At 71.1% G+C, this 16,358-nt stretch carries 19 protein-coding genes; 13 read left to right on the top strand and 6 right to left on the bottom strand.

The features are described from left to right. Positions 1–66: 66 nt before the first annotated feature. Positions 67–1,002: a ribose-phosphate pyrophosphokinase gene (locus VEB62_RS01785; protein ID WP_324794825.1), complete on the bottom strand. Its 936-nt coding sequence runs from the start codon at positions 1,000–1,002 to the stop codon at positions 67–69. 204 nt (positions 1,003–1,206) lie between these two features. On the opposite strand from VEB62_RS01785, the gene bamD reads away from it, so the two are divergent. Further along, entirely contained in the window at positions 1,207–2,067 is an 861-nt protein-coding gene (gene bamD / locus VEB62_RS01780; protein WP_324794823.1) for an outer membrane protein assembly factor BamD, read from the top strand. Positions 2,068–2,157: 90 nt separating this feature from the next. Beyond that, complete coding sequence (gene recN, locus VEB62_RS01775) at positions 2,158–3,858, top strand: DNA repair protein RecN (RefSeq protein ID WP_324794822.1); 1,701 nt, start codon at positions 2,158–2,160, stop codon at positions 3,856–3,858. Positions 3,859–3,988: 130 nt separating this feature from the next. On the opposite strand, the gene VEB62_RS01770 is transcribed toward recN, so the two are convergent. The 4 genes from VEB62_RS01770 to VEB62_RS01755 form a co-directional block, all read right to left on the bottom strand. Further along, a complete protein-coding gene (locus VEB62_RS01770; RefSeq protein ID WP_324794820.1) occupies positions 3,989–4,894 on the bottom strand; it encodes a cobalamin biosynthesis protein CbiG in 906 nt (301 codons plus the stop codon). A 95-nt stretch (positions 4,895–4,989) separates the two neighbouring features. Next, complete coding sequence (locus VEB62_RS01765; protein ID WP_324794819.1) at positions 4,990–5,505, bottom strand: hypothetical protein; 516 nt, start codon at positions 5,503–5,505, stop codon at positions 4,990–4,992. A gap of 2 nt (positions 5,506–5,507) precedes the next feature. Beyond that, positions 5,508–6,305, bottom strand: coding sequence for an exodeoxyribonuclease III (locus VEB62_RS01760; RefSeq protein ID WP_324794817.1), 798 nt, complete (start codon positions 6,303–6,305; stop codon positions 5,508–5,510). A 107-nt stretch (positions 6,306–6,412) separates the two neighbouring features. Further along, positions 6,413–7,372, bottom strand: coding sequence for a hypothetical protein (locus tag VEB62_RS01755; protein WP_324794815.1), 960 nt, complete (start codon positions 7,370–7,372; stop codon positions 6,413–6,415). Between the two features lie 141 nt (positions 7,373–7,513). Here VEB62_RS01755 and VEB62_RS01750 point away from each other — a divergent pair, with 141 nt between their 5' ends. The 6 genes from VEB62_RS01750 to VEB62_RS01725 are packed head-to-tail and all read left to right on the top strand — an operon-like array spanning position 7,514 to position 12,399. Then, positions 7,514–8,605: an MBL fold metallo-hydrolase gene (locus VEB62_RS01750; RefSeq protein ID WP_324794813.1), complete on the top strand. Its 1,092-nt coding sequence runs from the start codon at positions 7,514–7,516 to the stop codon at positions 8,603–8,605. After that, complete coding sequence (locus tag VEB62_RS01745) at positions 8,602–9,375, top strand: enoyl-CoA hydratase (RefSeq protein ID WP_324794811.1); 774 nt, start codon at positions 8,602–8,604, stop codon at positions 9,373–9,375. Before VEB62_RS01750 ends, VEB62_RS01745 begins: the two co-directional genes overlap by 4 nt. 46 nt (positions 9,376–9,421) lie before the next feature. Next, positions 9,422–9,907 (top strand): GNAT family N-acetyltransferase, encoded by a 486-nt coding sequence (locus VEB62_RS01740; RefSeq protein WP_324794809.1) that lies wholly within the window; start codon positions 9,422–9,424, stop codon positions 9,905–9,907. Positions 9,908–9,965: 58 nt separating this feature from the next. Further along, positions 9,966–10,523, top strand: coding sequence for a DUF1285 domain-containing protein (locus VEB62_RS01735; protein WP_324794807.1), 558 nt, complete (start codon positions 9,966–9,968; stop codon positions 10,521–10,523). Continuing rightward, complete coding sequence (locus VEB62_RS01730) at positions 10,520–11,182, top strand: CoA pyrophosphatase (protein ID WP_324794805.1); 663 nt, start codon at positions 10,520–10,522, stop codon at positions 11,180–11,182. The genes VEB62_RS01735 and VEB62_RS01730 overlap by 4 nt, the downstream gene beginning before the upstream one ends. Beyond that, complete coding sequence (locus VEB62_RS01725) at positions 11,179–12,399, top strand: CCA tRNA nucleotidyltransferase (RefSeq protein WP_324794803.1); 1,221 nt, start codon at positions 11,179–11,181, stop codon at positions 12,397–12,399. The genes VEB62_RS01730 and VEB62_RS01725 overlap by 4 nt, the downstream gene beginning before the upstream one ends. Here the strand turns inward: VEB62_RS01725 and VEB62_RS01720 are convergent. Beyond that, the gene (locus VEB62_RS01720) at positions 12,380–13,309 is read right to left on the bottom strand and encodes an endonuclease/exonuclease/phosphatase family protein (RefSeq protein ID WP_324794802.1); all 930 of its coding nucleotides are present in this window, start codon (positions 13,307–13,309) and stop codon (positions 12,380–12,382) included. The genes VEB62_RS01725 and VEB62_RS01720 overlap by 20 nt on opposite strands. Positions 13,310–13,410: 101 nt before the next feature. Here VEB62_RS01720 and VEB62_RS01715 point away from each other — a divergent pair, with 101 nt between their 5' ends. The 5 genes from VEB62_RS01715 (at position 13,411) to VEB62_RS01695 (ending at position 16,335) form a co-directional block, all read left to right on the top strand. After that, on the top strand, positions 13,411–13,884 hold the full coding sequence (locus VEB62_RS01715; protein WP_324794801.1) for a DUF4112 domain-containing protein: 474 nt from the start codon (positions 13,411–13,413) through the stop codon (positions 13,882–13,884). 159 nt (positions 13,885–14,043) lie between these two features. Beyond that, positions 14,044–15,522: a DUF2793 domain-containing protein gene (locus tag VEB62_RS01710; RefSeq protein WP_324794799.1), complete on the top strand. Its 1,479-nt coding sequence runs from the start codon at positions 14,044–14,046 to the stop codon at positions 15,520–15,522. A 5-nt stretch (positions 15,523–15,527) separates the two neighbouring features. Next, on the top strand, positions 15,528–15,683 hold the full coding sequence (locus VEB62_RS01705; protein ID WP_324794797.1) for a hypothetical protein: 156 nt from the start codon (positions 15,528–15,530) through the stop codon (positions 15,681–15,683). Beyond that, positions 15,680–15,952, top strand: a complete 273-nt coding sequence (locus VEB62_RS01700; protein ID WP_324794795.1) for a hypothetical protein — start codon at positions 15,680–15,682, stop codon at positions 15,950–15,952. The genes VEB62_RS01705 and VEB62_RS01700 overlap by 4 nt, the downstream gene beginning before the upstream one ends. Further along, positions 15,952–16,335 carry a M15 family metallopeptidase gene (locus tag VEB62_RS01695; protein ID WP_324794793.1) on the top strand — a complete coding sequence of 128 codons (384 nt, stop codon included), beginning with the start codon at positions 15,952–15,954 and terminating at the stop codon, positions 16,333–16,335. The genes VEB62_RS01700 and VEB62_RS01695 overlap by 1 nt, the downstream gene beginning before the upstream one ends. Positions 16,336–16,358 lie beyond the last annotated feature (23 nt).

The raw sequence follows: 16,358 nt of genomic DNA, 5'->3' as shown, positions 1-16,358 counted from the left end.
AACCGGCGCCCAGCAACGCCCAACCTGAGGGCGCAAATGGGGCGAGAGCCGATAGAGTTCCGGACGCTAGTCGAACAGTTTGGAGACGGATTCTTCGTTGGCGATGCGCCGTATGGCCTCTCCGATCAGCGGAGCGACCGAGACGCGGCGGATTTTCTTGCAGGTCAAAACTTCGTGGGGCTGCTCGATGGAGTCGGTGATGACCAGCTCCTTCAGCGGGCCGTCCGCCACGCGTTGAACCGCCGGACCCGACAGTACGCCGTGGCTGATGTAGGCCGAGACCTCGGTCGCGCCCTTGTCCATCAGGGCCTGGGCGGCGTTCACCAGGGTGCCGCCGGAATCGACGATGTCGTCGAACAGGATGCAGCGACGCCCCTCGACGTCGCCGATGATGTTCATGACCTCGCTTTCGCCCGCCTTGGGCCGGCGCTTGTCAACGATGGCGAGGTCCGCATCCAGCCGCTTGGCCAGGGAGCGCGCCCGGACCACGCCGCCGACGTCCGGCGAGACGATCATCAGGTCGTCCCCACGCGGATAGCGTTCCTTGATGTCCAGGGCCAGCACGGGGGTGGCGACGAGATTGTCGGTCGGAATGTCGAAGAAGCCCTGGATCTGGCCGGCGTGCAGATCCATCGTCAGGACCCGGTCGGCTCCGGCGCGGGTGATCAGGTTCGCCACCAGCTTGGCCGAGATCGGCGTCCGGCCGCCGGTCTTCCGGTCCTGCCGGGCATAGCCGAAATAGGGCATCACCGCCGTGATCCGCTTCGCCGAGGCCCGCACCAGGGCGTCGGTGATGATCAGCAGTTCCATCAGATTGTCGTTGGCCGGGTAGCTGGTCGACTGGAGGACGAAAACGTCCTCGCCCCGGACGTTCTCCTCGATGACCGCGAAGACCTCATTGTCGGCGAATCGTTTCACCTGGGCCTTGGTCAGGGGCATGTCGAGGTGATCCGCGATGGCCTGGGACAGAATCCGGTTGGAGTTGCCAGAGAGCAGCTTCATGTCCGGTCATCCTTTCGCCGTCATCGCCCGGCTGAGAATGCCGCCGTGGCGCTGGCGCGCTACATATCAGGGGACGGCCCAGCCACAAGGCGCGGCGAGTCTTTTTGGGCAACTTCTTCCTGCATTGGCGCGGGGTTGTCCGCTGGTGTAGAGATCGCGTCTCGTTTCCGGGGGCGCCGACGGGTGGATGCCCGCCGGCCTGTTATGTTGAGGTCGTCCTTGCCTGCTTCCAAGATCCGCACCGGCCTGATCCTCTCGGCCGTGGCCGTGTCGGCCCTGACAATTTCCGCCTGCGCCGGCCGCGGAGACCGCCCGCGCCTCGCCTATGAGGAGCGTCCGGTCGAGGCGCTCTACAACACCGGCTACCAGCGGCTGGAAAGCCGGCGCTGGGGCGACGCGATCGACTATTTCCAGGAGGTCGAGCGCCAGCACCCGTATTCGGAATGGTCGCGGCGCGCGATCCTGATGCAGATTTACGCCTACTATCAGAACAACAATTACGCCGAGGCGATCGCGGCGGCGGACCGGTTCATCCAGCTGTTCCCCGGCAATCCCAGCGCGCCCTACGCCTTCTACATGAAGGCGCTGAGCAATTTCGAACAGATCACCGACGTCGGCCGCGACCAGGGCTACGCCCAGGCGGCCCTGGACGGCCTGCGCGACGTCGCCCGCCGCTATCCCGGGACGCCCTACGCCATCGACGCCACGGTCAAGATCGACATGGTCAACGACCAGCTGGCCGGCAAGGAAATGTCCATCGGCCGCTACTACCAGCGCGCCGGCCAGCCGCTGGCCGCGCTCAACCGCTACAAGGCGGTGATCGACAACGAAGCCTATCAGCGCACCTCGCATACGCCCGAGGCCCTGTTCCGGCTGGTCGAGGTCAATCTGACGCTCGGCCTGAAGGAAGAGGCGACCCGCAACGGCGCCGTGCTGGGCCACAACTATCCGGGCAGCCCCTGGTACGCCGAGGCCTACGCCCTGCTGACCGAGGAAGGCCGGCAGCCCGACGTCGCTCCGGAGGGGCAGCGTGAAAGCTGGCTGCGGCGCATCATTCCGGGCTGACGTCCGTTTCTGACGCAGGGGGCGGTCATGACGGGCGATCACCGCTAGACTGACGGCCATGGCGAATCAGATCCGGACGACAGCGCCCTCATGCTGACCGCCCTTTCCATCCGCGACATCGTGCTGGTGGACGCGCTCGACCTCGAGGTCGAGGGCGGCCTGACGGTGCTGACCGGCGAGACCGGGGCCGGCAAGTCGATCATCCTGGACGCGCTGGGCCTGGCCCTGGGCGCCCGCGCCGACGCCGGCCTGGTCCGCGCCGGCGCGAAACAGGCCTCGGCCACCGCCGTCTTCACCGCCCCGGACGACCCCGCCCTGATCGAGATGATCACCGGACGGGGCTTCGAGATCGCCGCGGGCGAGGAGCTGATCCTGCGCCGCACGCTGGCGTCCGACGGCCGCAGCCGCGCCTTCGTCAACGACCAGCCCGCCGGCGTCGCCGCCCTGCGCGAGATCGGCCAGGCCCTGGTCGAGGTGCACGGCCAGCACGAGACCGTCGGCCTGCTGGACTGGAAGACCCATCGCGCCCTGCTGGACAACTTCGGCGGCCTGCAGCCCCAACTGGCCGGGGTCGCCGCCGCCGCCGAGCGACTGAAGGCCGCCGAGCGGGCGGTGTCGGACCTGAAGGCCGCCGCCGCCGACGCCGCGGCCCATGCCGAGGAACTGACGCAGAACCTCGCCGACCTGGACGCGCTGGATCCCCGCCCCGACGAGGAGACCGAACTGGCCGGCGAGCGGGCCATCCTGGGCGCGGCGGAAAAGGCTCTGGCCGACCTCGCCGACGCCCGGACGTCGCTGGGCGGGGACAAGTTGTCCCGCAACCTCGCCGCAGCCCTGCGCGCCGTGGAGCATGCGCGCCAGCGGGCCGGGCAGGCGGGGACCGACGCCGAACACCCCCTGCTGCAGAAGCTGTCCGCCGCCGCCGAGGCCATCGACCGCACGCTGGTCGAGGCCGAGGAGGCCATCGCCTGCGTCGACGCCGCGGCCGACGCCTTCGAGTTCGAACCGGGCCGTCTCGACAAGGCCGAGGAGCGGCTGTTCGCCCTGCGCGCGGCCGCCCGCAAGCTGAACGCGTCGGTCGAGCTGTTGCCGACCCTGCGCGTCCGGTTCCGCGAGCAGCTGAGGCTGATCGAGGACGGGGCCGAGGCGATCACCGCCGCCGAACGCGCGGCCTCGGCCGCCCGCGAGGCCTATGACGTCGCGGCCATGCTGCTGACTTCCGCGCGGGAAGCGGCGGCGGACCGCCTGACCTCAGCCGTGATGGGCGAGCTCGGACCGCTGAAGCTGGACCGCGCCCGCTTCCGGGTCGCCTTCGAGCCCGTCGCCGACGGCCGGCGCGGCCCGCTGGGCGTGGAGACGGTGCGGTTCGAGATCGCCACCAACGCCGGGACCCAATTCGGTCCGCTGGACGCCATCGCCTCGGGCGGGGAACTGGCCCGCTTCGCCCTGGCCATGAAGGCGGCGCTGGCCGGACGTGAGGATCAGCGCCAGCCCGTGATGATCTTCGACGAGGTCGATCAGGGCGTCGGGGGCGCGGTGGCCGAGGCGGTCGGCACCCGGCTGCAGCGCCTGTCGCACGGCGCCCAGGTGCTGGTCGTGACCCACAGCCCGCAGGTCGCCGCCCGCGCCCACGCCCACTGGAAGGTCCGCAAGGCGGATAACGCCGGCCTGACCACCACCACCGTCGATGCCCTGGATGACGCCACGCGGCGCGAGGAGATCGCCCGCATGTTGTCCGGCGCGACCATCTCCGACGAGGCTCGCGCGGCGGCCCGCGCCCTCATCGGGTAGAATCCGCGCCGCTCTTCCCGGACTGAGGGAAAAGTGTCCGCGGCCGCGAAATTTCGCGGGACACTTTGGACACTTCGGACGCTTTCAACCGGCGGATGGGGACCCCTGCGCCGGAAGCGGAGGTGGGGATCTAGACCCCGAGAATCCAGCCCTCTTCCCGTTCAACGCGCGCGATGAGCGCCTCGTCCGCGCCTTTGGGCGGGCCGAAGGCCTTCGACAGGTCGCCGGTCTCGTCCATTTTCGCCAGGGCCTCGGCGGTCGCGCGGACCTGGGCCTGGTCCTTGAACTCGCCCGGATTCGGCTTGCCGTCGAACATCGACGGCCAGACCTCGACCACCAGGGCGGACAGGGGTTCCACATCCTCCGCCTTCAGTTCGCGCCAACCGGTCCCGAACGGCCAGACGGCGCTGGAGGGACCGAGTTTCTCCAGCAGGCGACGCACCGCCGGGATGCCGACCAGGGTTTGCCCGCCGACTGCTCCGGCGCCGTGCATCTGCCAGACGCTCTTGGGCTGAAGCTTGCCCTTGCGGACGGCCAGCTCGGTGGCCCGGAATTCCGGGATGTCGGCGCCCGCGCCCGCCGGGGGCTTGGTCGTGGTCAGCCAGCGCTGGGCCTGTTTGGCCGGCGCCCCCCACATCGGCCAGGCCTCGTCGGTCATCAGCCGGTTGATCTTGGCGGCCACCTGATAGCGATTGTTGGTGTTGTCCGGCTTGTCGACCACGTTCGACGCGATGAATTTCCACATAGCCTGCCACGGCGTTCCGGCCAGCTTCAGCCGCTCCGCCGTTCCGGCCGGATAGCCGAGGTTGAAGTCGAACCCGACCAGCAGACGGTCGCCGCGCTTGCGATGCTCGGCCAGCAGCGAGGCCAGCAGCGTCTCGCCCTCGGCCCGCGTCGCGACGTTGTGGGTCTCGGTGTACAGGCGGAAGCGGACATCGCGCTTGGCCACGCCGATCCAGACCGACTGGTCGCCCAGTTTCTTGCCTTCGGCGGCCGTCCAGTCGGCGATGATGTAGGCGTCGAACAGACGGGCCACGGCGGGCGCTCCGGATACTCAGGCGGCAGGGATGGGGGCTTCTAGCCCTCCTCGCCGGGGCGCAGCAATGGGCAGTGGACCAGCGAACCGCGGGACTACCCCTTCAGCAGCGCCTCGAGATGCGACAGCCAGCGGCGGCCCAGGCGCAGGGCCTCGCCGGGCGAGCTGGTCTGGACGGGCAGGGTGGCGTCCCACAGGGCCAGTTCGAACTCCGGATGCCGGGCGTCGCCGAACATCAGCCGCAGCACGACCTGCTCGGCGTCGGGAGCCAGAACGTCCAGCGACTTGCGGGTCTCGCCGCGGCGGACGCGGGCGACGACATGGCCGTCGACGATGATCTCGCCGCCGTCGATCTCCTCGAAGGCGTAGACCAGCCCGGTCGCCCCGCGGTTCCACAGCACGGCCACCTGGGCCCCGTCGAAATCCAGCCCGGCGGCGCGACCTTCGGCCGGCGACAGGGCCTCGGCTTCCGGCGTGGCGCCCAGAGACTTGAGCAGGGCCCGGCGCATGCGACGCACGGGCTCCATCCACCAGGCCAGCACCAGCGCCCCCGTGGTCAGGGCCGCCGCCGCCACGGCCACCAGCAGTACGACCCGGAACGCCTCGGTCACGGCTAGTCTTCCAGGTCGATCACGACCGGGACGTGGTCGGAGGGCTTGTCCATGTCGCGGGCGTCGCGGTGGGTCTCGATCGACTGGAACCGGTCGGCGGCCTGGGGCGACAGCAAGTGGAAATCGATGCGGATGCCGTGGTCGCGCTGCCAGGCGCCGGCCTGATAGTCCCAGAAGGTGAAGGTCCCCGGAGGCTGATGTCCCAGCTCGCCGGCGTCGGACAGGCCGAGGTGGCGAAGCGCCCGGAAGGCGGCCTGGCTCTCGGGCTGGAACAGGGCGTCACCGACCCAGGCGGCGGGGTTTCTCGCGTCCTCGGGCGTGGGAATGACGTTGTAGTCGCCGCATAGGGTGAACGGCTCCTCCAGCGCCAGCAGATCACGCGCGTGGGCGTGCAGGCGCTCGCACCAGGCCAGCTTGTAGGCGAACTTGTCCGTGCCGACCGGATTGCCGTTGGGAAGGTAGATGCAGCCGACCCGGACCGGCCGCGCCGCCTCGACCACGGCCTCGATATAGCGGGACTGTTCGGCGTCGGCTTCATAGCCGGACCCGTCCACGCCGGGCAGGCCGCGCCGGACGTCCGACAGCGGATGTTTCGACAGGATGGCGACGCCGTTATAGCTCTTCTGGCCGTGGGTCTCGACGTTGTAGCCGAGGCTCTCGAAGGCCTCGCGCGGGAATTTCTCGTCCACGCATTTGATTTCCTGGAAGCATGCGACATCCGGCATGGCCGCCTCCAGCCAGGCCAGCACGGTCGGCAGGCGGGCGTTGACGGAGTTCACGTTCCAGGTGGCGATGCGCATCGCGCATGATTACGGCGCGTCGGGGGCGTCTGTGAAGCGCCGATCGCCCAAACGAAAAACGCCCCGGAGCGAACTCCGGGGCGTCATGGTCGAGATCGAGGGCCGTCCTATTGTTGGGTCGGCGCCGTCGCCGCGGGGACGACCGTCAGGGTGCAACCGCCGCCGATGGCCTGGGCGGTGGCGCAGGGATGAACCCGCTGGGCCGTCCAGGTGTCGTTGACCCGGGCGAAATAGCCGTCGCCGGCGCCGCACTTCACTTCATAGACCGTCAGGCCCTGGGCGTCGCGGCCGGCCCGACGGGCCTGCTGGACGTCGCACGCCGCCGCCTCGGTTCCGGCCAGAATGGTCTTCCAGACTTCCAGCGACTCGGCGGGGGTCGAATATCGGCAGGGAGCGTCCTGCAGGGCCAGATCCCAGCACGGCGTCTTCTTCCAGGCGCCGTCGGCCTTTTCGAGCCAGTAGCCGTCGCGGTCGGTGCAGCCGATTTCATAGATCAGGTTGCCGGCGGGGCTCTTGCCGATGGCCGACGCCTGATCGACGGTGCAGTCGATGCCGGCCTCACGGGCGTAGGCCGACAGGACCGGCACCGGGGCGAGATTCACGGGCAGGGTGCACTGCTGGCCGACATCGGCGGCCGGATCGCGCAGGCGGCTGGTCTCGGCCTGTCCCGCCAGTTCGATACAGTTGAAGGTCTGCGGCGGGGTGGAGCCGATGACCAGATAACCGGGACCGCCTGGGCAGACGGCCTCGTAGGTCGAATGCTGTTCGGCGGTCACGCCCAAAAGCGTGGCTTCCGACACCTGGCAGCTGATCCCCGCGGCGGTCAGCAGGGTCTGGGCGGCGGCCCTGTTCTGCTCCGGCGACGGTTCCGCGTTCCGGCGCGTCTGTCTCAAGTTGCGATCCCGGCGTGCGCGATTATCGTCGTCGTCATCGCGAACAATGTCGCCAGCGCGGCCGGTCGTGGTGGCGGCGCCGTCGTAGCCGCTCTGCGCCATGGCGGGCTGGACGGAAAGCAACGTCAGCGCCATCGCGCCTCCGAGCAGGGTGAGCAACGTCTTGTGGAACACTGTGAAACTCCGGGGGGGACCTGTTCCCGAAAATCCTTGGCGGCCGGTTGTGGCGGGGTCAAGGCATCGGGTCAGCGGGGACGCTGGACGGGCATCCCGGCTTCGGCCTATCGTGCCCTGAGTTTCGATTGGAGACGGACCTTGGCGGACGGCGTCGTTATGATGGACGGAGACGCGGCCTCGCGTGAGGAGCGCGGCCTGACCTATCCGTTCGCGGCGCCGCCGGCGACGGGAGAGGCGGTCCAGATCGCGCCGGACGTGCTGTGGATGCGGCTGGCCATGTCGATCGCTCTGAACCACATCAACGTCTACGCGGTCGCGGACGGCGAGGGTTGGGCGCTCGTGGACACCGGCCTGGACCTGTCCGGAACCCGGGACGAATGGGATCGGCTGCTGGCCGGCCCGCTCGGCGGACGACCCGTCACCCGGGTGATCTGCACGCACATGCATCCCGACCACATCGGCCTGGCCGGCTGGCTATGCGCGCGGTTCGCGGCGCCGCTGGTGATGACCCGGCTGGAATATGTCACCGCCCGCATGCTGCTGGCGGATACCGGACAGCCGGCCCCGGAAGCCGGCGCGGTCTTCTATCGCGCCGCCGGCTGGGACGAGACGCAGGTGGAGGGTTACCGCACGGGCTATGGCCAGTTCGGAAAGGTCGTCTCGCCCATGCCGCCGGGTTTCGTGCGCATGCGCGAAGGCGGCCGGTTGACCATCGGCGGTCACGTCTGGCGGATCGTCGTCGGTGAGGGCCACAGCCCCGAGCATGCCTGCCTGTGGCGCGAAGCCGACGGGCTCGTGCTGGGCGGCGACCAGATCCTGCCGAAAATATCGTCGAACGTGTCGATCTGGCCGACCGAGCCGGACGCCGACCCGCTGGGCGACTGGCTGGAGTCCCTGGAGCGGATGAAGACGGTGTTCCCCGACGACGTGCTGGTGCTGCCGTCGCACGGGGAGCCCTTCCATGGCGTACAGGCGCGGCTGGACGCGCTGATCCGGGGCCACCTGACCGCGCTGAAGCGGCTGGAGAGGACCCTGCGGACGCCCAGCCGGGCCGTCGATGTCTTCTCCGCCCTGTTCGCGCGTCCCGTCGGCGACGGCGTGCGGGGCATGGCGACGGGCGAAAGTCTGGCGCACCTCAACTATCTGCTCCACCGGGGCCGGGCGGCGCGCCGCCGTGACGCCGAAGGCGTGGACTGGTGGACTTCAGTCAAACAGGGATCGAAGGCGTGACGGATCACATCCAGACAGAACTTTCCGGCGGCGTGCTGACCGTCACCCTCGCCCGCCCCGAAAAAAAGAACGCCATCACCCAGGCGATGTACGCCGCCATGTCCGACGCGGTCGAACAGGCGCGGGCCGACGATTCCGTGCGGGTCCTGCTGTTCCGGAGCCAGGGCGACAGCTTCTCGGCCGGCAACGACATCGCGGACTTCATCGCGCTCGGCTCGCAGGGCCAGCAGCCGCTGGACATGTCGGTGTTTCGCTTCCTCAAGGCGCTGGCCGACCTCGACAAGCCGGCGGTGGCGGCGGTGCGCGGACGGGCGGTCGGGATCGGGCTGACGCTGCTGCTTCACTGCGACATGGTGGTGGTGGCCGAGGACGCCTTGCTGTCCGTGCCGTTCGTCAACCTGGCGCTGGCCCCCGAGGCCGCGTCCTCGATGCTCCTGCCAGCCGCCATCGGGCACCGGCGCGCCTTCGAGATGTTCGCGCTCGGCGAGGCGATCGATGGCCGCACCGCGGTCGCCTGGGGGCTCGCCAACCGGGCTGTTCCGGCCGACCAGGTCGAGACCGTGGCGGCGGAGCTGGCGACGAAACTGGCGGCGCGGGCGCCGAACTCGATCCGCAAGACCAAGCGGCTGATGCGCGACGCGGAGGCCCTGTGGGCGCTGATGCAGCGCGAGGGCGAGGCCTTCGGCAGCCAGATGTCCAGCCCCGAGGCGATGGAGGCCTTCATGGCCTTCAGCCAGAAGCGCTCGCCCGATTTCTCGAAATCCGGTTGATGATTTCCGTTGATTCGGGGACGCGCGGCCCTTAGCTGCGCGCGCCATGCTCGACGCCACCCATCCCGCGTCCGCCCTGCGGATCGAAACCGAGACCCCGGCCGACGCGCCCGCCGTCGAGGCGCTGGTGCTGGCCGCCTTCGGTCCGGGCCGGTTCGCCAAGACGGCCGAGCGCCTGCGCGAGCGCGCCGCCGTGGCGGCCGGCTTCGTGGCGCGGGACGGCGAGCGGCTGCCGGGGTCCGTGCGGCTGTGGTCGATCACCATCGGCGGAGTTCCCGCCGTGTTCCTCGGCCCGATCGCGGTGGCCGCCGACAACCGCAAGGCGGGACTGGGGGGCGAACTGGTCCAGGCCTGCCTGGCCTGGGCCGCCGAACGGGGGATGGGCGTGCTGCTGGTAGGCGATTCTCCCTATTTCGGCCGCTTCGGCTTCACGAGGGCGGAAGATGTTCGCCTGCCCGGACCGGTCGATCCGCGCCGGGTGCTCTGGCGGGGCGGGGACCAGCCGACCGGCGTGGTTCTTCCCGCCGCCTGATCGCCGGCCGGCCGCTTTGAGCATTGCCAGCGCCGTCCGGACCCTTAAGTCTGCATCCATGTCCGTCCCCGCCGACAGCAAGACCGGACTGGCCGCCGTCGCCGAGGCGGCGACGCGGCCCGGCCTGCCGCCGGTCCACCTGTGGCACCCGCCCCATTGCGGCGACATCGACATCCTCATCCGCCGCGACGGAACCTGGCTGCATGAGAACTCGCCGATCGGCCGGCCCGAGCTGGTGCGGCTGTTCTCGACGGTGCTGCGCAAGGATCCGGACGGCTACTGCCTGGTTACGCCGGTCGAGAAGCTGTCGATCCGGGTCGAGGATCTGCCGTTCCGCGCAATCTCAATGGTCCGGACGGATGGCGCGCTGCGCTTCGCCACCGATGTCGGGGACGTGGTCGAGGCCGGGCCGGAGCACCCGATCCGGGTCGAGACCGATCCCGCCAGCGGCGAGCCGTCGCCGGCCCTGCACGTCCGCGCCGACCTGTGGGCCCGCATAGCCCGTCCGGTGTTCTACGAACTGGTCGAGATGGCGGCGGTCGAGGCGGGCCGGCTGACGGTCCGCTCCGGCGGCGCGACCTTCGCCCTCGGCCCGGTCGGGGCGGGCGTCGCATGAGCCTGATCTCCCTGCGCGAACGCCTGGTCCAGCATCTGCGCCCCGTGTCCGACTGGACGCCGGACGGGGGTCCCGACCGGTCCGACTACGACCTGAACCCCGACACGCCCCGGCCCGGCCGCGCCCTGCGCCCCGCCGCCGTCCTGGTGCCGGTCATCGCCCGGCCCGAGGGGGCCACCGTGCTGATGACCCGCCGGGCCGACACGTTGACCAGCCACACGGGCCAGATCGCCTTTCCGGGCGGCCGCCTCGACGCCGGCGAGACCGCGGAGCAAGCCGCCCTGCGCGAGGCGTGGGAAGAGGTGGCGCTGGATCCGGCGGCGGTCGAGGTGCTGGGCGTCGGCGACGGCTACGAGACCGTGACCGGCTTCATGGTCACGCCGGTGGTCGGCTGGCTGGCCGAGCCGCCGGTGGTCGTCCCGTCGCCCGACGAGGTGGCGGAGGTGTTCGAGGCGCCGTGGGACTTCCTGATGGACCCGGCCAACCATCGCCGCGACTTCTACGACCCGGAAAGCGGCCCGCGCCGCTGGTTCTGGGCCATGCCGTGGCGGGAGCGGTACATCTGGGGGGCCACCGCCGCCATCGTGCGGGCGCTGCGGACCCGGCTCTACGGCGACGAGGCCGAACCTGCCGCGGCCGTGGACGAGGACGCCGCATGACCGTCCGCCTCTCCGATCAGCCCTGGCTGACGGCCCCCGCGACCCGCGCGGTGATGGCCGCGCTCGAGGCGGCGGGCGGCCCCGGCTGCGCGCGCTTCGTCGGCGGCTGCGTGCGCGACGCCCTGATCGGCCGGCCCGTCGCCGACATCGACATCGCCACCACGCTCAAGCCCGAAGAGACCGACCGCGCCGTCCGCGCCGCCGGGCTGAAGGCCGTGCCCACGGGCATGGCGCACGGCACCGTCACCGCCGTGGCCGAGCGCAGGCCGTTCGAGATCACCACCCTGCGCCGCGACGTCTCCACCGACGGCCGCAACGCCACCGTGGCCTTCACCGACGACTGGCACGAGGACGCCGCCCGCCGCGACTTCCGCCTCAACGCCCTGTACGCCGACGCCGAAGGGCGGGTGTTCGACCCCATCGGCGAGGGCGTAGCCGACGCCCTGGCGGGGCGGATCATCTTCGTCGGCGATCCGGAGACCCGCATCCGCGAGGACTTCCTGCGCATCCTGCGCTTCTTCCGCTTCCACGCCTGGTACGGGCGGGGCGAGCCCGATGCGGCCGCGCTCGCCGCCTGCCGCGCCCTCGCCCCCGGCATGGTCCGCCTGTCGGCCGAGCGGGTCTCGAGCGAGCTGATGAAGATGCTCTCCGCCCCGGACCCCCGCGCCGCCATGGCCGCCATGGCCGACGCCGGCGTGCTGGCCCAAATCCTGCCGGAGGCGCGCCTGTCGCCCCTGTTCGAGGCCGCCGTCGGGCAGGGAAACGACCCCGTGGTCCGGCTGATGACGCTGCTCCCGGCCGATGAAGCGATGACGAGGGGGGCGGCGATCCGGCTGCGCTTCGCCAACGCCACGCGCGACCGGCTGGCCTTCGCGGCCGTGGCGGTCCCGGCCGTGAGCCTGTCGATGAGCGATCGGGAAGCGCGCGCGGTTCTGTACCGGCACGGCGCCAAGGCCTTTTCCGACGCCGTGCGCCGGCGCTGGGCCGAGGCGCCCGACCGGGCCGTCGACGCCGGTCGCCTGCTGGAACTGGCCGAAGCCTGGATACGTCCGCCGCTGCCCGTGGGCGGCCGCGACCTGGCCCGCCTGGGCATAGAGCCGGGACCCGAAACCGGCCGTCTGCTGAAGGCGTTCGAGGAAGGCTGGATCGCCGACGACTTTCCCGCCGCCGGCCACGCCGAACGGCTTCAGGCCCTGGTCAGTCCGCCGCCCGGGTGATTTCCGTCACCACCGGCCGGTGATCGGAGCCGGTGGGCCGGCCCAGTCCACGCTTCACGAAGGCGAGGTCGGGCGAGGCGTAGACCTGGTCGATGGTCATCCCCAGCGGCGAGGGGAGGGCGGCGGGCCAGGTGCCGGGAAAACCGGGCGCGGGATGCAGGCCGAGGTCGCGCCGAACCTGTTTGCCGATGCGGGCGCTCGACACGCTGTTGAAGTCTCCCGCCACGACGACGGGTCCGGTCAGTCCCCCGACCACGTCCTGCAGGGCCATGGTCTGGCTGACCTGGCCCCACTGTTCCTGGAAGGGCCACGGCCGGGTCAGGTGCACGCCGACGATGTTCACCCGTCCGAGCGGGGTTCGCGTCACGGCCGCGACGGCGTGCAAGCCGTCCGGCGGATCGGGCAGGGCGGTCAGGGGATAGCGCGAGCCGATCACCGATCGCGACGGTCCCCGGGTCACGTCCATCCGCATCGACGCCGCGCGATGCGGATACTCCTCCAGCAACTCGTCGACCCGGCCGGCGGCGTCCTGGCCGAGCTCGATCAGCACCACCACGTCCGCGTCGGCTGCCTCGATCGAACTCCGGATCGCGCCGACATCGTCATTGAGATAATAGAGATTGGCCGAATACAGCCGCACCACCGGCGCGCCGGCCTCCGCCCGCGGTCCGGCCGGCCACCATTGCGCCGCGACGGCGAACAGCAGGGCGACACAGGCGATCAGCCCGTGCAGGGCCGCCATCTTGAGCCGCGTCAGCGCCAGCGGGATCGTCAGCACCGCCGTGACGACCAGCGCCGGCGCGGTGAACTGGGCCAGGATGTCGAACCAGCGGTGGCCGATCCCGCTCAGGGCCACGAGCGCCAGCCCCAGCGGAATGGCGAGAACCAGTCGAACCAGCCCGTCGAGCACGCCCTTTGGCGCCCACTGACGGAGCCAGGCGCGCGGGCCTTGCCTTTCGTGTTGAACGGGGGGCGTCATGGCGCGTTACGGTCTCGCTTCGGAGGGGTGGCATGGCCAGACGAACCATCGGCGATATCGAGAAAATCTGGTCCAATGTCGAGGGGGTGAAAAAGCTCTCCGACCGGGCCGTGGGCATCGGCCCCTTCGGCATCGGCCTCGACGGTCTGCTTACGTGGGTTCCCGTCGTGGGCACGGTCTACAGCGTCGGGGCGGCCGGCTGGCTGCTGGTGCAGGCCGTGCGGGTCAAGGCGTCGCCCGCCACTTTGGCGCGGATGTTCGCCTATCTCGGTCTCGACAGCGCCACCACCGCCGTCGGCGAGGTGATCCCGTTCGCGCCCGATGTGGTCGACCTCTTCTTTCCGGGCCATCTGCTGGCGGCCAAGGCGTTGCAGAAGGACATCGAAACCACCCACTGGGTCGAGGCCAGCGAGCGCGAGGCGCGCGCCAGCGGAGACCACGATCGTCATGTCGCGGACATGCGACGCAAGGGCGGGCTTCGGCGGGTCGTCTATCTGCACGACTGAACGCCGGTATCGACTGCTACATTTTCGGCTCCAGCCATCATATTTCTTTAAGCCAAGTCATTGATCCAGCTCATTTTGACTCGACTCCCAGCGTCCTGAACCCGCCACAGGAGCGCGCGGCCGCAGACTGATCTCCGACAAGGTTTCGGAGAGATTCTGATGAGCGACGACCAGACCGCCCGCCTCGGCCTGCCCTATCTGGCGGCGGGCCAGATGCAGAAACATGTGACGCTGAACGAGGCGCTGACCCGGCTCGACGCCCTGGTCCAGACGACCGCCGTCAGCCGGACGGAGCCGGCTCAGCCGGCCACGCCCCCGGACGGGGCGCTGTACATCCTGCCCGCGGACGCGACCGGCGGCGCCTGGGCGGGCCGGCCCGAGGGGACGCTGATCCGCGCCGAGGCGGGCGGGTGGAGCATTGTCGACGCCCCTGACGGCCTGGTCGTTCTGATCGCTGACGCCGGCGAGCTGGTCGTGCGCGACGGCGGCGCCTGGGTTCCGCTCGGCGCACGCCTGGAAGCGGTCCAGGGCCTGTCGAGGTTCGGCCTCGGCACGGCGGCGGACGCCGTCAATCCGTTCGCCGCCCGGCTGAACAAGGCCCTGTGGACCGCGCTCGATACAGCCGGGGGCGGCGACGGCGACCTGCGCCTGACCTTCAACAAGGAGGGCGCGGCCGATGTGCTGTCGCTGCTGTTCCAGAGCGCCTACGGCGGCCGCGCCGAACTCGGCCTGATCGGCGACGACGACCTGCGGCTGAAGGTCAGCGCCGACGGGTCGGTGTGGCGGAACGCCTGGTCGGTGGACCGCGCCTCCGGGCAGGTCAGCTTCGATCTCGGGGCGACCCGTCGGACGGTGACGGCGCTGGCGGCAGGCGGCGGTTACGCCGTTCCGCCCTGGGCCCGGACCATCGAGGTCGTGGCCATCGGCGCCGGCGGCGGTGGCGGGGCCGGGGCTTTCGGGGCGTCCGGATCCCGGTTCGGCGGGGGTGGCGGCGGCGCGGGCGGCGTCAGCCGCGGCATCTGGCCGGCGGATCAGCTCTCGGCGGGTCTGACGATCGCCGTCGGCTCGGGCGGCGCCGGCGGCTCGGCGACGGCGGGATCCGCCGGCAGCGGCTCGGCGGTCTATCTCGGCCCGACGATGCTTCTGGTCGCCACGGGCGGCGGGGGCGGGGGTCTGGGCGGCGCGTCCAGCGGATCGGCCGGCGTCGCCGGCGCCGGCGCGCCCAACTCCAATGGCGGCGGCGCCTCGAGCGTCACGGCTACCGGCGCGGCGGGCAAGAGTTTCGATCGGCCGGACGCGCCTGGCGGCGGCGGGGCAGGCGGCGGTCTTGACGGCGCCGGCGCGGCCCGAGCCGGCGGAGCCGGCGGTGACGGCGGAGCGCTGGCGGTCAAGGCGATCGGCGGCCCCGGCGGAGCGGGCGCGCCAGGCGGAGCTGGCGCGGTCTCGCCCCAGCCGGCGCTGTACTGGGCCGGCGGCGGCGGAGGGGGCGGCGGGGCCGTCGTTTCCGGTACGGGCCACGACGGCGGCGGCGGCGGATCGGCCGGGGGCGGCGGTGGAGGCGGCGGGGCCGGAGTCGCGGCCGGGGGCGTCGGCGGGGCCGGCGCGGGCGGCCTCGTCTGGCTGATCGCGCAGGGATGACGGCCATGTCCAGATTCTACGACGATCCTGATGGCGCCCTCCTCGAGCGCGAGGCCTGGGAGGCTCCGTTCCGGATGTCCGCCGACGACCTCTACCTTGAGGCCGGGACCGACCGCCGTCCCGGCGCCGGTCCCCTCGATGATCCGGAGGACGGGCGATGACCGAACCGATCGATCGTCTGACCGGCGCACCGCCGCTGGCCGAGGGACGCTGGCTGTGGCGCCGGCTCTATGTGTTCGCCACCAGCGGCGCGGCGTGGCTGCTGCTGGATCGGCTGATCGCCCTGACGCCGCCCGAGGCGGCGCCCCGGCTGGCGCAGCAGCTGATGGCGCTGCTGGCCCTGACCATGATTCTCTATCTGGTCGCGCCGACGGCGCAGCAGCTGATCGCCAGCCTGCGCACGCTCCGGCCGGGCGGGGAGGGACGCTGATGGGCTTCCGTCTCTCCGAACGCTCGCTGAGACGGCTGGACGGGGTGCATCCCCGACTGATCGCCCTGGCGCGCGAGGCCGTGGCGCTCAGCCCGGTCGACTTCATGATCACCGAGGGCCTGCGCACGCCGCAACGGCAGGCCGCCCTCATCCGCGCCGGCGCCAGCCGCACCAAACACTCGCGCCATCTGACCGGCCACGCGATCGACGTGGCCGCCATGGTCGACGGGCAGATCCGCTGGGACTGGCCGCTCTATCCCCGCATCGCCGCCGCCTTCAAGGCCGCGGCGGTCCGCCAGGGCACGGCCGTCGTCTGGGGCGGCGACTGGCCGACGCTGCGGGACGGGCCGCATTTCGAGCTCGACCGGAAGGTGTTCCCGTGAGGGCGCTGTCGGTCCCCCGCGCT

Origin of the sequence: Brevundimonas sp., from assembly GCF_035626975.1 — a bacterium.
Classification (GTDB): Bacteria; Pseudomonadota; Alphaproteobacteria; order Caulobacterales; family Caulobacteraceae; genus Brevundimonas.
The sequence above is the reverse complement of the archived record's forward strand: the minus strand, read 5'-3'. Positions and strand labels throughout refer to the sequence as shown.

Coding starts and splice junctions, on each gene's coding strand:
- VEB62_RS01785 (WP_324794825.1), bottom strand. CDS start 1,002: ATGAAGCTGCTCTCTGGCAACTCCAACCGGATTCTGTCCCAGGCCATC.
- bamD (WP_324794823.1), top strand. CDS start 1,207: ATGTTGAGGTCGTCCTTGCCTGCTTCCAAGATCCGCACCGGCCTGATC.
- recN (WP_324794822.1), top strand. CDS start 2,158: ATGCTGACCGCCCTTTCCATCCGCGACATCGTGCTGGTGGACGCGCTC.
- VEB62_RS01760 (WP_324794817.1), bottom strand. CDS start 6,305: ATGCGCATCGCCACCTGGAACGTGAACTCCGTCAACGCCCGCCTGCCG.
- VEB62_RS01740 (WP_324794809.1), top strand. CDS start 9,422: ATGCTCGACGCCACCCATCCCGCGTCCGCCCTGCGGATCGAAACCGAG.
- VEB62_RS01735 (WP_324794807.1), top strand. CDS start 9,966: ATGTCCGTCCCCGCCGACAGCAAGACCGGACTGGCCGCCGTCGCCGAG.
- VEB62_RS01730 (WP_324794805.1), top strand. CDS start 10,520: ATGAGCCTGATCTCCCTGCGCGAACGCCTGGTCCAGCATCTGCGCCCC.
- VEB62_RS01725 (WP_324794803.1), top strand. CDS start 11,179: ATGACCGTCCGCCTCTCCGATCAGCCCTGGCTGACGGCCCCCGCGACC.
- VEB62_RS01715 (WP_324794801.1), top strand. CDS start 13,411: ATGGCCAGACGAACCATCGGCGATATCGAGAAAATCTGGTCCAATGTC.
- VEB62_RS01710 (WP_324794799.1), top strand. CDS start 14,044: ATGAGCGACGACCAGACCGCCCGCCTCGGCCTGCCCTATCTGGCGGCG.
- VEB62_RS01705 (WP_324794797.1), top strand. CDS start 15,528: ATGTCCAGATTCTACGACGATCCTGATGGCGCCCTCCTCGAGCGCGAG.
- VEB62_RS01700 (WP_324794795.1), top strand. CDS start 15,680: ATGACCGAACCGATCGATCGTCTGACCGGCGCACCGCCGCTGGCCGAG.
- VEB62_RS01695 (WP_324794793.1), top strand. CDS start 15,952: ATGGGCTTCCGTCTCTCCGAACGCTCGCTGAGACGGCTGGACGGGGTG.